The sequence below is a fragment of the Mycobacterium pseudokansasii genome, assembly GCF_900566075.1.
GTDB classification, from domain to species: domain Bacteria; phylum Actinomycetota; class Actinomycetes; order Mycobacteriales; family Mycobacteriaceae; genus Mycobacterium; species Mycobacterium pseudokansasii.
Map to the genome: position 1 here is coordinate 5100474 of NZ_UPHU01000001.1, position 14602 is coordinate 5115075.

19 protein-coding genes, 1 tRNA gene and 1 pseudogene are annotated in these 14602 nt (G+C 66.8%); 16 read left to right on the forward strand and 5 right to left on the reverse strand.

The genetic code is table 11. The features are described 5' to 3' along the window. Positions 1-38 precede the first annotated feature (38 nt). The 3 genes from EET10_RS22845 to EET10_RS22855 all read left to right on the forward strand — a co-directional run bounded on the left by EET10_RS22845 (position 39) and on the right by EET10_RS22855 (position 3341). Positions 39-1295 (forward strand): Nramp family divalent metal transporter, encoded by a 1257-nt coding sequence (locus EET10_RS22845; RefSeq protein WP_244602063.1) that lies wholly within the window; start codon positions 39-41, stop codon positions 1293-1295. A gap of 133 nt (positions 1296-1428) precedes the next feature. After that, the gene (locus EET10_RS22850; RefSeq protein ID WP_122502521.1) at positions 1429-2490 is read left to right on the forward strand and encodes a poly-gamma-glutamate hydrolase family protein; all 1062 of its coding nucleotides are present in this window, start codon (positions 1429-1431) and stop codon (positions 2488-2490) included. 26 nt (positions 2491-2516) lie between these two features. Continuing rightward, entirely contained in the window at positions 2517-3341 is an 825-nt protein-coding gene (locus tag EET10_RS22855; RefSeq protein WP_081260715.1) for an LLM class F420-dependent oxidoreductase, read from the forward strand. Between the two features lie 40 nt (positions 3342-3381). On the opposite strand, the gene EET10_RS22860 is transcribed toward EET10_RS22855, so the two are convergent. The 4 genes and pseudogenes from EET10_RS22860 to EET10_RS31155 form a co-directional block, all read right to left on the reverse strand. Continuing rightward, positions 3382-3786, reverse strand: coding sequence for a type II toxin-antitoxin system VapC family toxin (locus EET10_RS22860; protein WP_036402082.1), 405 nt, complete (start codon positions 3784-3786; stop codon positions 3382-3384). Further along, positions 3771-4016 (reverse strand): antitoxin VapB family protein, encoded by a 246-nt coding sequence (locus EET10_RS22865; RefSeq protein WP_036402301.1) that lies wholly within the window; start codon positions 4014-4016, stop codon positions 3771-3773. Before EET10_RS22865 ends, EET10_RS22860 begins: the two co-directional genes overlap by 16 nt. Positions 4017-4228: 212 nt before the next feature. Then, positions 4229-4417, reverse strand: a pseudogene (locus EET10_RS31150) (nuclear transport factor 2 family protein); the annotation flags it as partial. Beyond that, positions 4357-4758: a sigma factor-like helix-turn-helix DNA-binding protein gene (locus tag EET10_RS31155; protein ID WP_246013676.1), complete on the reverse strand. Its 402-nt coding sequence runs from the start codon at positions 4756-4758 to the stop codon at positions 4357-4359. The gene EET10_RS31155 and the pseudogene EET10_RS31150, both read right to left, overlap by 61 nt. On the opposite strand from EET10_RS31155, the gene EET10_RS22875 reads away from it, so the two are divergent. The 8 genes from EET10_RS22875 (at position 4657) to EET10_RS22905 (ending at position 8153) form a co-directional block, all read left to right on the forward strand. After that, the gene (locus EET10_RS22875; protein ID WP_246013677.1) at positions 4657-5352 is read left to right on the forward strand and encodes an SDR family NAD(P)-dependent oxidoreductase; all 696 of its coding nucleotides are present in this window, start codon (positions 4657-4659) and stop codon (positions 5350-5352) included. The genes EET10_RS31155 and EET10_RS22875 overlap by 102 nt on opposite strands. Before the next feature lie 67 nt (positions 5353-5419). Further along, entirely contained in the window at positions 5420-5629 is a 210-nt protein-coding gene (locus tag EET10_RS31160; protein WP_246013678.1) for a Rossmann-fold NAD(P)-binding domain-containing protein, read from the forward strand. Continuing rightward, on the forward strand, positions 5626-6114 hold the full coding sequence (locus tag EET10_RS22880; RefSeq protein ID WP_246013679.1) for a Rossmann-fold NAD(P)-binding domain-containing protein: 489 nt from the start codon (positions 5626-5628) through the stop codon (positions 6112-6114). The genes EET10_RS31160 and EET10_RS22880 overlap by 4 nt, the downstream gene beginning before the upstream one ends. A 51-nt stretch (positions 6115-6165) precedes the next feature. After that, complete coding sequence (locus EET10_RS22885) at positions 6166-6957, forward strand: SDR family NAD(P)-dependent oxidoreductase (protein WP_122502522.1); 792 nt, start codon at positions 6166-6168, stop codon at positions 6955-6957. An 18-nt stretch (positions 6958-6975) separates the two neighbouring features. Further along, positions 6976-7293 (forward strand): maleylpyruvate isomerase N-terminal domain-containing protein, encoded by a 318-nt coding sequence (locus EET10_RS32430; protein WP_122502523.1) that lies wholly within the window; start codon positions 6976-6978, stop codon positions 7291-7293. Next, positions 7235-7483 carry a type II toxin-antitoxin system Phd/YefM family antitoxin gene (locus tag EET10_RS22895; protein WP_036402089.1) on the forward strand — a complete coding sequence of 83 codons (249 nt, stop codon included), beginning with the start codon at positions 7235-7237 and terminating at the stop codon, positions 7481-7483. The genes EET10_RS32430 and EET10_RS22895 overlap by 59 nt, the downstream gene beginning before the upstream one ends. A gap of 1 nt (position 7484) precedes the next feature. Next, the gene (locus EET10_RS22900; RefSeq protein ID WP_036402091.1) at positions 7485-7880 is read left to right on the forward strand and encodes a type II toxin-antitoxin system VapC family toxin; all 396 of its coding nucleotides are present in this window, start codon (positions 7485-7487) and stop codon (positions 7878-7880) included. 200 nt (positions 7881-8080) lie between these two features. Continuing rightward, positions 8081-8153 (forward strand) — tRNA-Arg (locus EET10_RS22905). Positions 8154-8306: 153 nt separating this feature from the next. On the opposite strand, the gene EET10_RS29745 is transcribed toward EET10_RS22905, so the two are convergent. Next, positions 8307-8540, reverse strand: coding sequence for a hypothetical protein (locus EET10_RS29745; RefSeq protein ID WP_218028483.1), 234 nt, complete (start codon positions 8538-8540; stop codon positions 8307-8309). Between the two features lie 910 nt (positions 8541-9450). Between EET10_RS29745 and EET10_RS22915 the strand changes: the two genes are divergently transcribed. From EET10_RS22915 to EET10_RS22935, 5 genes are all read left to right on the forward strand, one after another. Further along, positions 9451-9732 (forward strand): hypothetical protein, encoded by a 282-nt coding sequence (locus EET10_RS22915; protein WP_036402097.1) that lies wholly within the window; start codon positions 9451-9453, stop codon positions 9730-9732. A 155-nt stretch (positions 9733-9887) separates the two neighbouring features. Then, positions 9888-11312 carry an MFS transporter gene (locus EET10_RS22920; protein ID WP_081260714.1) on the forward strand — a complete coding sequence of 475 codons (1425 nt, stop codon included), beginning with the start codon at positions 9888-9890 and terminating at the stop codon, positions 11310-11312. 196 nt (positions 11313-11508) lie between these two features. Further along, entirely contained in the window at positions 11509-11808 is a 300-nt protein-coding gene (locus EET10_RS22925) for a PE family protein (protein ID WP_036402100.1), read from the forward strand. Between the two features lie 24 nt (positions 11809-11832). Next, entirely contained in the window at positions 11833-13092 is a 1260-nt protein-coding gene (locus EET10_RS22930) for a PPE family protein (RefSeq protein WP_122502525.1), read from the forward strand. Between the two features lie 274 nt (positions 13093-13366). After that, positions 13367-14602: an acetyl-CoA acetyltransferase gene (locus EET10_RS22935; RefSeq protein WP_036402104.1), complete on the forward strand. Its 1236-nt coding sequence runs from the start codon at positions 13367-13369 to the stop codon at positions 14600-14602.

Sequence of the window (14602 nt, forward strand, 5' to 3'; positions counted from 1 at the left end):
GGCCCCGCCGGACAGGTTTCGGCTAGCCTCACTTTTCTATTAGGTGCCGTGGATCAAAGGTCGGTGAGTTGGCGCAGGACACCCAGGCTTCGTTCAAGGCCAGCTGGTACCTGCTGGGACCGGCCTTTGTCGCGGCAATCGCCTACGTCGACCCCGGAAACGTCGCCGCCAACGTCAGCTCCGGCACCCAGTTCGGTTATCTCCTTCTGTGGGTGATCGTCGTCGCCAACGTGATGGCCGGACTGGTCCAGTACCTGTCGGCGAAGCTGGGGCTGGTGACGGGCGACTCCCTGCCCGAAGCGATCGGCAAGCGGATGGGCCGTCCGGCCCGGCTCGCCTACTGGGCGCAGGCCGAGGCCGTCGCGATGGCAACGGACGTGGCCGAGGTCATCGGCGGGGCTATCGCGCTGCGCATCCTGTTCGACGTGCCGCTGCCCATCGGCGGGATCATCACCGGGGTCATCTCGCTGCTGCTGTTGACGGTGCAGGACCGCCGCGGCCAGCGCCTGTTCGAACGGGTAATCACCGGTTTGCTGATGGTCATCGCCGTCGGCTTCACCGCCAGCTTCTTCGTTGCGACACCACCATCCGATGCCGTCCTGGCCGGCTTGATCCCGCGGTTCCGCGGAACCGAGAGCGTGCTTCTGGCCGCCGCCATCCTGGGTGCCACCGTCATGCCGCACGCGGTGTATCTGCATTCGGGTCTGGCCCGCGACCGGCACGGGCACCCCGAACCGGGGCCGTTCCGGCGGCGGCTGCTGCGGGTCACCCGCTGGGACGTCGGCCTGGCGATGGTGCTGGCCGGCGGGGTGAACGCCGCCATGCTGCTGGTCGCCGCCCTCAACATGCGCGGTCGCGGCGATACCGCGTCGATCGAAGGCGCCTACGCCGCCGTGCACGCCACGTTGGGTGCGACGATCGCGGCGCTGTTCGCGATCGGATTGCTGGCGTCGGGTCTGGCGTCGGCTTCGGTGGGCGCCTACGCCGGGGCGACGATCATGCAGGGACTGCTGCACTGGTCTGTCCCGATGGCGGTGCGCCGGTTGGTCACGTTGTGCCCTGCGGTGGCGCTCCTGGCGATCGGTGTCGACCCGACCCGCACGCTGGTGCTTTCGCAGGTGGTGCTGTCGTTCGGCATACCGTTCGCGGTGCTGCCGCTGGTGCGGCTGACCAGCGACCCGCAGGTGATGGGTAGCGATACCAACCACCGCGCCACCACCGCCGTCGGCTGGGTCGTCGCAGTGATGATCAGCCTGCTCAACGCGGTGCTGATTTGCCTGACGGTGGTGGGGTAATCGGATCGTTTGTCCGGCCTGCGTCACCGGATTCGGGACGGCTATTTCCGCAGGTAGGGCAAGATGAGTAACGTCGTCGTCCCTGAGCCCGCGGGAGGTCAGCTTTGCTACCCGGCATCCGCGTCGCGATCTCATGGTGACCGGTCACCAGCCCTACTTCGCATACGGCTCCAACCTGTGCGTCCGCCAGATGGCGGCGCGCTGCCCGGACGCGACTGATCCGCGGCCCGCGGTGCTGTCGGACCACGACTGGCTGATCAACCAGCGCGGGGTAGCCACCGTCGCGCCGTTCACCGGAAGCCAGGTGCACGGGGTGCTCTGGCAGGTCTCCGACCACGACCTGGCCACCCTGGACAGCGCCGAGGGGGTGCCCGTGCGCTACCGGCGCTACCGGTGCAGCGTGCACACCGACACCGGACCGACGCCGGCCTGGGTGTACATCGACCACCGGGTCACTGCTGGCCCGCCCCGGCCCGGCTATCTGCCCCGCGTCATCGACGGCGCCGTCCACCACGGGCTACCGCAACGCTGGATCGACTTTCTGCACCGCTGGGATCCCGCGCGCTGGCCCAGTCCCAACCCGCAAGCCACGTCGGAGCCCGCGCCGCAATCACTTTCAGCGCTGTTGCGCGAACCCGGAGTACGCGAGATCAGCAGGCTGCGGTCGCGTTTCGGCTTTCTTGCCATCCACGGCGGCGACCTGGAAAAGATGACCGATGTGATCGCCGAACGCGCCGCCGAGGCCGCCGACGCATCGGTGTATCTCGTTCGGCATCCCGACCGATATCCGCACCACCTGCCCTCGGCCCGGTTCGACCCCGCCGAGTCGGCGCGGCTCGCGGAGTTCCTGGACCACGTCGACGTCGCGGTCTCCCTGCACGGCTACGGCCGCATCGGACGGGGAACACAGCTGCTGGCCGGGGGCGGCAACCGCGCGCTGGCCGCCCACCTTGCCCGACACCTCCAGCTGCCCGGCTACCAGGTCGTCACTGATCTGGAGGCCATTCCGCTGGAGCTGCGTGGCCTGCACCCCGGCAATCCGGTCAACCGGGTACGTAGCGGCGGAACCCAACTGGAGCTGTCGGCGCGCGTGCGGGGGCTCAGCCCACGCAGTCCCCTGCCGGGACCCGACGGCCTGTCCCCGGTCACCGCCGCACTGGTGGTAGGACTGGTGGCCACGGCGCGTTCCTGGTAAGTGTCGTCGCGGCGAGTGAACGGAGGTTGTTGGTGGCCAAGGACTTTCGCTTCGGAGTCAGTGTTCGCTTCATCAAATCGCGGACCGCGCTGCACGCGAAGGTGCGGCGGGCCGAAGATCTCGGGTTCGACATCTTGTGCGTGCCCGATCATCTCGGCGCGGCGGCGCCCTTTCCGACGCTGACCGCGGCGGCCATGGTCACTACGAGAATCCGGCTGAGCATGTACGTGCTCAATGCCGGGTTCTACAAGCCGGCCCTGCTCAGTCGCGAGGTCGAGGCGCTGGACCTGCTCAGCAACCACCGGCTCGAGGTGGGCCTGGGCACCGGTTACGTCCGCGAGGAGTTCGACGCCGCCGAGTTGCCCTACCCCAGCGCCGGAGCGCGGGTCGACTATCTCGAACACATGACGGCCTACCTCAAAGAGCATCATCCTGAGGTGCCGATTCTGATCGCCGGAAACGGCGACCGGGTGATGACGCTGGCCGCCCGGCACGCCGACATCATCGGACTGACCGGCGCCAGGGTGCACGACGCCGAAGACCCGCTGGCCGAGCGGGTCGAGTTCGTCCGCAGAGCCGCGGGCGAGCGGTTCGAGGCGCTCGAGCTGAACCTGGCGATCACGGCGGTGCCGGCCGAGGGTCAGCGCATCCCGAATCTGGCGCTGACCCGCAGGTACACGCCCGATTTGTCCGACAAGGAAATACTGGCGCTGCACTCGGTGCTCAGCGGGTCGCCGCGGGAGATCGCCGACACGTTGTCCGGATACCGCGACAGATACGGCGTGACGTCGTTCACCGTGCAGGACAGTCACATGGACAACTTCGCGAAGGTGATCGCCGAGCTGCGTTGAACGGTTGGTGGCGAGCCTCGGACTGGCAGACGCAACCGGGTCAGCGGTACTGCACGATGCCAAGGCCGTCGATACACCGGAAATCCGCCACGTTGGCGGTGACGATCGGGATGCCCAAACGCAAACTCGTACAACCGATCCAGAGGTCGTTGGTGCCGATCAGTTCGCCGCGGCGACGCAACTCACGCACTATTCTCGCGTAGGTAAACGCGATCTGATCATCCACCGGAACGAGGACATGCCCGTCGCGCATGGTGTTGAGGATTGGGTGCTGCTCCCCGTCGAACCCTTCGGCGAACTCGCCGAGCGCGATCGTGGACAGGTAAAGCTCGGCGTCCGGCGAGCGTTTGAGGAATCGATGCGCAGCACCGTCGTCGTCGCCAGTGGATCGTTCGCGCTGCAGGTCGATCAGAAACGTCGTGTCGACGCTCACCCGCAGAGCCATGGATCCTCAGGTGGCGCATCGGCGTGCTGTGCGTCATCGAGGCGCATGAGAACGTCGCCGGTAACCGTCGGTAGCTCAGCGAGTGCATCGAGAAGGGCTGCTGCCGTGGGCATTTCGTTGCGCCAGTGTGCCCGCTTGATGACCTGGGAGAACGATTCGTTCGGCGAACGCCGAGCCGCCCGAAGACGCTCGTACGCGTCGAGATCGATCGATATCGTCTTGGTGGCCACAATGCATGTATACATGCATGGATCTGTGCATGCAACGCGGCGATCCCCCGTCGGCCGGGAAGCGATCGCGGCAGCCCGAGCGACGGGAGTACGTCGCAGTCGAACCGGGTGAGCGCGCGGATCCGCTCGCCTGCCAGGGTGAGCACGAGCAGGCCGGCGCCGTGGCGGACACCGCTGCCCGATCGAAGGTAGGCCCCGAACGCCAGCTGACCGTTGGCCCGAGTGGGCACCAGATCATAAGCGCGGCCGGCTTGGAAGACGGTGGCGTAGAAGCGGGCGACGGTGTCGCGGCCGTGGTATTCCAGTGGAATCGGCGGCATGGACACCCGGACATCGTCGGTCAGCAGCTCGACGAGTGCATCGACATCACCGGACTGGTAAGCGTGGACGAACTTCGCCACCAGCGCCCGTTCGGCCGGTGAGTCGGCACAGGAGGCCCCGCGTCGCCCGCTGGCGCCATGCCGCGCTGCAACGCGGCGCGGGCCCGTTTGAGGGCACTGTTCACCGATTCGACTGTGCTGTCGAGCATTTCGGCAACTTCGTTGGCGTGGTATCCGAGCACCTCGCGCAGGATGAGCACGGCGCGCTGACGAGCGGGCGGCAGCTGCAGCGCGGTCACGAAGGCGACAAGGCGGTGTTTGTGACCGGGGCCAACCGCGGAATCGGTCAGGCACTGGTCCACGAGGCCCTGAACAGAGGCGCGCGGCGCGTGTACGCCGCGGCGCGCCGGCCCGGGACGCACCCGGATGCCCGTGCCACGCCGTTGACCCTGGACGTGACCGATGCCGCGCAGATCCAGCGCGCAGTCGACCAGGTCAAGGCTCTCGACATTCTGGTCAACAACGCGGGCGTCGCCGATTACGACGACCTCAGCGACCGATCGGTGCTGGAGCGCCATCTCGCGGTGAACCTGGTCGGCACCTTTGACGTGACGCAGGCGTTCCTGCCGTTGCTGATGCGGTCGCGCGGAGCCGTCGTCAACAACCTGTCGGTCAACGCGGTCGCGCCGTTGCCGGTCATCCCCGCGTATTCGATCTCCAAGGCGGCCGCGTTCAACCTGACGCAGTCGTTGCGCGTCCTGCTGGCCGGGCGCGGCGTTCGGGTCCACGCCGTGCTGACCGGCCCGGTGGACACCGACATGACCCGCGGCTTCGACATCCCCAAGGCCGCCCCAAAGTCGTTGGCGAGAGCCATCTTTGACGGGGTACAGCGCGCAGAAGACGAGATATTCCCGGATCCGATGTCGGAGTCGGTGGCCCATAGCTGGCGCATCGGTGCGGCCAAAATGCTCGAGCGCCAATACGCGGAATTGCTGGATCCCCAGCCGGTCCAGTAGCAGAAGAGAGCACAACGATGAGTGACCTATCCGGCACGACGGCCGTGGTGGTGGGGCAAGCCGCGGCTTGGGACGCGGGATCGCTGGTGCGTTCGCCGACGCGGGCGCCCAGGTGGTTGCCGTCGCCAGGAATGACCGGGCGCTTACCGAGCTATCGCAGACAAGCCCGAACATTCGCGTCGAGGTCGCCGACGCGGCCGACGCGACGCTGGCATGCAGCCTGCTGGACCGCTACCGGCCACACAGTCTGGTCCTGGTCGCGGGAGCCGCCCGGTGATGCGTCCGCTGCACCACCAGACGTGGGAGACCTTTTCGGTCAACTGGCATACCGACGTCAAGATCGCGTTCATCTGGCTGCGTGAAGCGCTGCTGCAGCCGCTGCCGCCGGGCAGCCGGGTGGTGGTGGTCAGCAGCGGAGCGGCCATCAACGGGTCACCGGCCAGTGGAGGCTACGCGGGGGCCAAGGCCACCCAGCGGTTCATCGCCGGATACGCCCAGGAGGAGGCCCGCCGGGCTGACCTGGACATCAGCATCACGACGGTGCTGCCCCGGATGACCCCGTTCGGTGACGTCGGCCGCCGCGGGATCCGGGCGTACGCGGCCCGCAGCGGCCAGCCCGAAGCGGCCTTCGTGCGGCAACTGGGGAACGTGTTGACCCCGGAGATCGCCGGTTCGGCCCTGGTGGGCCTCGTCGTGGCGGACCCGTCGACCGTTGCGCCGGCCTACCTGCTCACCGGCGCCGGGCTGACGCCGGCGCCCTGAACTTTTCCAGATCCACACCACTGCCGCCGCGGCGGCGAAAGGAGAACACCCATGTTGCTCGACGACAAGAACGCGGTCATCTACGGGGCCGGCGGAGCCGTGGGAAGCACGGTGGCCCGCGCGTTCGCCCGCGAGGGGGCCCGCGTCTTTGTGACCGGACGTCACCTCGACGGTATCGACGCGCTCGCCAACGAGATTCGCGCTGCCGGCGGGTCGGCGCAAGCGGCTCGGGTCGACGCGCTCGACGAGCGGGCGGTGACCAGCCACCTCGACGCCGTCGTCGACGAGGCGGCGACGATCGATATTTCGTTCAACGCCATCGGTATTCCGCAACAGGGCATGCAGGGGATCCCGCTCACCGACCTGGCGGTGGAGAGCTTCTCGCTGCCGATCACCACCTATGCGCGGGCGCACTTTGTGACCGGTCGAGCCGCCGCCCGGCACATGATCGACCAGAAATCGGGCGTGGTCTTGATGCACACCCCGGAACCGGCGCGGTTGGGCATACCGCTGCTGGGCGGCATGAGCCCGGCCTGGGCGGCCATGGAAGCGCTCAACCGTGCCTTTTCGGCGGAGTGGGCGTCCTATGGGGTGCGTGCGGTGTGCCTGCGAACCACGGGCATCGAGAAAACCCCGACGATCGACGTCGTCTTCGGATTGCACGCCAACGCTTATCACGTCACCAGCGAGGAATTCGCGGCGACCATGGCCGCCAATAGCCATCGCAAACGCGCAACTACCCTGGCCGAACTCGCGCAGGCGGCGGTGTTCCTGGCTTCCGACCATGCCGCCGCAATGACCGGTACGGTTGCCAACCTGACTGGCGGAGTCATCGTCGACTAGGGTCGAATTGCTTTGTTAATGACTGACTTTCACGCATTGGATGCCGTTGCAGCGGGCCGCGTCACCGACGCCGACCTCGGATTGCCCACGCGTTGTGCCGGTTGGAGCGTCAAAGATCTGATCGCTCATATGAACGACGAATACGAGGCGATCCTCAAGCCGCTGTTGGGCACTGTCGCAATCGATTCCGACGTCCGCACGGCGTTCGACCGATCGGCTGGTGGCAGCGCGGGGTCCGGCGTAGCGCACTGTAGCAGAATATGCTACGATTCGCTACGTGGCGAAGACAATCCCCCAGCGCGACCTCCGCAACAACAATGCCAAGGTGATCGATGAGGTGGCCGCGGGTGAGACGTTCGTGGTGACGCGCAACGGCGAACCGGTGGCCGAACTTCGCCCGCTGCGGGCCGTCCGCCGCAGATTCATCACTCGCGACGAAGTCGCCGCACTGGCCAGCACAGCGGTGCGCATTGATCATCGTCAGTTCCGTGCCGACCTCGACCGGTTGATCGACCAGGGTCTGTGAGGTGACCTCCGGCTTGTTGGACACGTCGGTCGTCGTCGACTGGCACGACCCGGCGATCGTTGCCGCACTGCCCGACGAGATGGCGATTTCGGCCATTACGGTTGCCGAGTTGGCCGCCGGTCCGCTGCTGGCGACGACGCCGATCGAGGCGGCCAGACGCCAGGCCCGGTTGCAAGAGGTGGAATCGCGGCTGGAGCCGCTTCCGTTCGACGGGGCCGCCGTGCGCAGCTACGGGCTCATCGTTGCCGCCGTGGTGCACGAAGGACGAAAGCCGCGAAGCCGGTTCGCGGACCTGCTCATTGGCGCGACGGCGCACGCCAATGGCCTAGATCTCTACAGTCGAAACGCCGAGGACTTCGCGGGGCTGGAGAAGCTGATCCGCGTCGTGGCGGTGTGACTACCGATGCAGTAGGTTGGGTTGCCCTGCGCCGGCGGTGGTTTGGCGGCCCGACGACCAGGACGCGACCACGCCGAACCGGGATGGTCTTGCGTTTGGCGATCCCTGTCGTCGTCTGCTGTCGTCTTCCGTCGTGCATCAGGACGCGCCGAACACCGTGGGAAAGGTTCAGCTAGGTTTAGTCAGTTAAGACGTCCCCCGCCCTCGTAGCTCAGGGGATAGAGCACGGCTCTCCTAAAGCCGGTGTCGCAGGTTCGAATCCTGCCGGGGGCACGAAGATGTTTTTGCAATTCAGGGGCGGTATTGAGGCCGGGGTCAGAATGCCGGTCCGAATGCCGTGCGCTCCGTTGGCGGCGTGGTATGCGGTCAGCAAATTCCGCCCCGAGGTGTGTGCATAGTTGTGACATAAGTCCAAGCACCATCTGGTCAAGCGGGATGTGGGCTACGTTGGCCCTGGTGCAACCGGCGGTGTGCCCAGATCGCTGCTGCGATCAGGTGCGGCGGCAGCGAACGCTTGGATAAGCCCGAGTTGCATTCAGCGCACATGGTGGCCAGGTTCTCGTCACTGGTCAGGTCGGCGTCCGACAGACCCGCCACGTGGCCGTCATGGACGGAAACGAGATGACCCACTTCCAGGGGAACGTCGCTGCGATGGCACATGACGCAGGCGAAGTTGTCGCGCAAGAAGATTCGGCTGCGCTGCCGTGGCCTGGTACCCGGCCTAGTGCTCAGCGATCGACGTTCCCGCCCTGTCTCGGACCGTGGCGCGTTGTAGCAATACCCTTGGCACTGGGCGCATCTCACGATGTCTTGACCGTTGCGCGTGGTGATGGTGCCGTTTGGGCAGCCGCACCTCGGACACGGCTCGCGTATCGCGTGTTGTTCGCATTGGTCCGCCGAGGTGGTCATGCCTAGAAAGCTACGACCGACTAGACACCGCACAAGGACGTCGTGTGGATGAATCGGTCAATAACCTGGGGATGAGCCGACCCGGTCTGTGAATGATCATGTGGACAAAGCTGTGGAAGACACACCCGGCAGGGCAGTTATCGAAGTTAATCCGCTGGTAGTCGGTTTCAGGGTTGGCTGCAACCGCCCGGGCTCGAAATTGCACCGGCGTGTCGTCCAGGCGTTGGCGCTTTCGGGCGTGTTGTCGGGACCTGTGGCCCGTCGGTGGCCAGCCACTGCGAGGCGACGACGCGCCCGCCCAGCCGCACCCAGCTCACCGCCACCCTGGGCCGGTGACGTCGCCAGCCGCGGGCAGCTCGCACAACTCCCCCGACCGCCCGCGGCCAACCACGTCCTTCTCAAAGATCCGTATTACGGTTTACAATGAGTCGCATTACGGATCGCACTTCATACGTGACAGGCAGGAGGTGACACGCTCGGATCGGGTTGGCTACGCGAGCTGGCAAACCCATCATCCGCCTACCGCAAGCGGGGCGAGTGACTTGTAACGCCCATTGACCGCGGGCCGAACAACTGGAAGCGGCCCCCCGAGAAGGAGCTCGCCCCGCCCTTTTCTGGAATCGGCAATGACCGTTCGCAAACGAGAAGACAGGAGTTTCACGTGACAGATCGCACAATCCGGCTCAAGCCGATCGGCGCCGGACTGGGCGTGGCCAGCATCGGCGTCGCAGCCGCGGCCCTCATGAGCTACGGGATGACCGGCACCTCGAGTGCGGACACCGACTTCAAACAGGCTCCCGCAACCATCACGGCAACCGAGGGCACGGACACCGTGACCGCCACCGTCGACGTAACCACCCCGACCACGCCGCCGCCCACGCTGACCACGCTCCAGTCGCCGTCTTCAGCACCCCCGTTGCCGCCCGCCCCGCCGGCTCCGTAGTTACCGCGCGGGGGGCCGAGACACTGCCGTGCTGTCCAAAAACGCACGGCAAACAGCAGCCATCCTCATCACCTCGCCGCGCTGCGCGATCACTCCTGACCGGTTACGCTGCCGCAGGCCCCCCTTGGTGGGCGGTCGGCGAGGAGGAAAGCCGGGTGACTGTGAGTGAGGGTCTGCCGCCCGACGGTTTCCCAAGAACGTACCTGCGCAGGGTGGTTGCGGCGTCCATGGCCGGCACCGTCGTCGAATGGTATGAGTTCTTCCTCTACGGCACCGCCGCGACGCTGGTGTTCAGCAAGGTGTTCTTCGCCCAGAGCGGCAATGACCTGGACGCCATCCTCGCTGCCTTCGTGACCTATGCCGTGGGCTTCGCCGCCCGCCCGCTCGGTGGCATCGTCTTCGGTCAATTGGGGGACCGGTTCGGACGCAAGAAGCTGCTGCAGCTGAGCCTGTTGCTGGTGGGCGCCGCCACGTTCCTCATGGGCTGCCTGCCGACCTTCACCCAGATCGGCTACTGGGCTCCCGCGCTGCTGGTGACGCTGCGGTTCATCCAAGGTTTCGCCGTCGGCGGCGAATGGGGCGGTGCGGTGCTGCTCGTCGCCGAGCACAGCCCCAATGCCAGCCGTGGCTTCTGGGCGAGCTGGCCGCAGGCCGGAGTCCCCGGCGGCAACATGCTGGCCACCGTGGTGCTGCTGGTCCTCACGTCCACATTGTCGGATGCAGCGTTCCTGAGCTGGGGCTGGCGCGTGGCGTTCTGGTTGTCGGCGGTTGTCGTCCTGATCGGCTACTACATCCGCACCAAGGTCACCGACGCACCGATCTTCCTGGCGGCGCAACAGCAAAGCGAGCGCGCCAACGCCGCGTCTTTCGGCCTCACCGAGGTGTTAAAGCGTTACCCGCGTGCCGTTTTCACCGCGATGGGGATGCGCTTCGGGGAGAACGCCATGTACTACCTGGTGGTCACTTTCTCCATCACCTATCTCAAGGTGCATGCGCACGCCAACACCGTGGCCATCCTGTGGTGGCTCCTGGCCGCCCATGCCGCACACTTCGTCGTCATCCCACTGGCCGGACATCTCAGTGACCGATTCGGCAGGCGCCCAATCTATTTCGTCGGTACGGTCACCGCCGCCACGTGGGGTTTCTTCGCTTTTCCGATGATGGACAGCGGTCGCAACGCAATCATCGTGTCAGCCGTGGTTATCGGATTGGTCTTCCATGGCCTGATGTATGCAACCCAGCCCGCAGCCATGGCCGAGATGTTCCCGACCCGGATGCGCTATTCCGGAGTCTCGCTGGGTTATCAGGTCACCTCCATCGTGGCCGGTTCGCTGGCGCCGATCATTGCCGTTCGCCTGCTCGACACCTACAAGTCCGCCACACCCATTGCCTGGTACCTGGCGGCTGCCGCCTCGGTCAGCGCCCTGGCCGTCCTCGTGGCCCGCGAGACCAACGGCGTTGACCTGGCCGACGTCGATCGCGCCGACGCCCAGCGGCTGTTTGCCGAACGAAATCCCGTGCTACCGCAGGAGCATCACCACGGACCCGAGCCGATCGCCCTCGTCGCCGACACCGAATAGCGCTCGAATAGCGCTCGACTAGCACAAGCCTCCCTATCCATCAGCTATGGATCTCGGCCAAACCGGGGTTCAGCGAGCACCCGACGAAGTACTCTGCAGCTACGGAGTGCCTTCCTGCGCGGTTTGCGGGGCACCTGCCCATCTAATTCACCTATCGGACAGGCAATCCGGCGCTTCTGCGAGTTAGGAGAATGTGATGACGTTTGTGGTCACCCAGCCGGAGACACTAGCGGCGGCGGCCGGGAATTTGCAGGAGATCGGATCGGCAGTCAGCGCTCAAAACGTCGCCGCGTCGGCCCACACGACAAGCGTCGCCCCCGCGGCGGCCGACCAGGTGTCGGCGCTGACGGCAGCGCGGTTCAGCGCACACGCGCAGCTGTACCAGGCGATCAGTACCCAGGCTGCCGCGATTCACCAGGCCTTCGTTGCCGCCCTGGCCGCCAGTGCCAACTCATATGAGGCGACCGAGGCCGCCAATGCCATCGCGGCCGGTTAGCCCGGCCAAGACTGGCCAAGAAGGGTGTTAGCCACGGACTTCGGTGCGCTGCCGCCGGAGGTGAATTCCGCCTTGTTGTACGAGGGTCCAGGGTCTGGACCCATGCTGACGGCCGCCACCGCGTGGGAAAGCCTTACCGCGGTGTTGAACTCCGCAGCGGTTTCCTATGCCTCGGTGGTCTCGGCGCTGACGCTCGAGTCGTGGCTGGGTCCCGCGTCGGCATCGATGGCAGCTGCGGCCGCGCCCTATGCGGAATGGTTGAGCGCCGCGGCGGAGCAGGCCCGGCAGACCGCCGCCCAAGCATCGGCAGCGGCGGCGGCATACGAAACGGCGCGGGCCGCAGCGGTGCCGCCGCCGGTGATCGCTGCCAATCGCAGCCAATTGGCGTTGCTGGTCACGACGAACACCTTCGGCCAAAACACCCCGGCGATCGAGACCATCCAGGCCGACTATGCCGAGATGTGGGCGCAGGACGCCGCCGTCATGTACCAGTACGCCGAAGCGTCCGAGACCGCGTCGACGCTGATGCCCTTCAGCCAACCGGCGCACACCGCCGACCCGACGGCGTCGGCGTCCCAGGCCGCACAGGTCCCCGGGGGTGCCGACGCGTCAGCCGTCGCGGGACCGGCAGCGTCCATCGGTCCCGAAACGCTGCAACTACTCGCGGCGGCCGCGTCGTCTCCGCTGACGTCACAGCTGCCCGCGCCGGCGGCCAGCATCACCATCCCCACCCCGATCGGGGAGCTGGATGTGCTGGCCCTCTACATCGCGGCCATCGGGACTACCAGCCTGTCCCTATCAGTGGTGAACACCGCGAGACCGTGGTACTACGGCTACAACGGATTTCGTCCCGCCCCGAGCCCCGGCGCTATACAACCCACGCAGGGTGAGCCCATCAGTTCGGAGCGCGAGGTGTTGGCGTCGTCGCAGCGAAGCGTCGCTGGCGCACCCGTGTCCGCGGGTACCGGCCAGGCGGCCCTGGTAGGGGGGTTGTCGGTGCCGCACGGCTGGACCATGGCCGCCCCAGAGATCAAGCTGGCGGTCGAGTCGCTGCCCAGCGCCGGCCTGACCGCCGCACCCACAGACCTGGGAGGGGCTCCGGTGGGCCTGCTGAGCGGGATGGCGCTGGCGGGTTTGGCCGGACGCGGCGCCGGCGGCACGGGGCCACGCGTCCCCAACGAAGCTGCCGCGGAGGAGGACGGGGAACCCAGGCGCAAACCCACCGTCGTGGTGATCCAGCAGCCGCCGCCCGCCGGAGGAACACCGGGCAACCGTCCGCACTAGCTGAGCCGGCGGTACTGCTGCACCCGCGATCTGCGGAGTTGCAGCAGCTCAGCACCATTCGTCGAGTCTTGAGGCCCGTGTTGGCGAAGATGTTTGTCAATCGCCGCCGATGGCAATGTCCCACAAGAGGGGGGCGTATCGGCCGGCCTTTACGCCTTCCCAGGTCCCGTCGGTTCAGCCCGAGAGCCGATGGGGCCGCCCACCTCACGGGCGGGGTTGCGCGGCTCACCGATATCACCGAAGGCACGCACCAACCTGGGGTACCGTGCCGCATATGGACGGCACTGCAGGCGTGTGGATTCTCGGCGGCTACCAAAGCGATTTCGCTCGCAACCTCACCAAGGAACGCCGTGACTTTGCCGACCTGACGGCAGAGGTCGTCGCCGGCACGCTGACTGAAGCCCGGGTCGACGCCGCCGACATTGCCGCTACCGGCGTCGTCCATGTCGCTAATGCCTTCGGCGAGATGTTCGCCGCTCAGGGCCATCTGGGAGCGATGCCGGCGACCATGTGTGACGGCCTCTGGGACACCCCGGCCTCCCGGCATGAGGCCGCGTGCGCGTCCGGCAGCGTGGCCACACTGGCGGCGATGGCCGACCTACGCTCAGGCGCATACGACAGCGCGCTCGTCGTCGGCCTCGAATTGGAAAAGACCGTGCCCGGTGACACCGCGGCGCAATACTTGGGCGCGGCGGCGTGGACCGGCCACGAGGGTGCCGAGGCGCGTTACCTGTGGCCTTCGATGTTCGCCGAAGTCGCCGACGAATACGACCGGCGCTACGGCTTGGACGACACGCACCTGCGGGCCATCGCCGCGGTCAACTACGCCAACGCCCGCCGCAATCCCAACGCCCAGACTCGGGGCTGGACGATTCCCGACCCGATCACCGACGACGACACCACCAACCCGATCACCGAAGGACGGCTGCGCCGCCTGGACTGCAGCCAGATGACCGATGGCGGCGCGGGAGTGGTGCTGGTCAACGACGCCTATCTGCGGGCCCATCCCGACGCACGCCCGATCGGCCGGATCGACGGCTGGGGGCATCGCACCGTCGGGCTGGGTTTGCGCCAGAAGCTCGAGCGCGCCGCTCACGACCCCTACGTGCTGCCCCATGTGCGGTCGGCCGTGCTCGACGCATTGCGCCGTGCACAGGTGAGCCTCGACGACGTCGACGGGTTCGAGGTGCACGACTGCTTCACCCCCAGCGAGTACCTGGCCATCGACCACATCGGACTGACCGGCCCGGGCGAATCCTGGAAAGCCATCGAAAACGGCGAGATCGAGATCGGCGGGCGGCTTCCGATCAACCCCAGCGGTGGACTCATCGGCGGCGGACATCCGGTCGGGGCCTCCGGCGTGCGGATGCTTCTCGACGCGGCCAAGCAGGTCAGCGGCACGGCCGGTGACTATCAGGTCGAGGGCGCACGAAGATTCGGCACCCTGAACTTCGGCGGCAGCACCGCTACCACCGTCAGTTTCGTCGTGAGCACTGGCGAAGGGGCATGA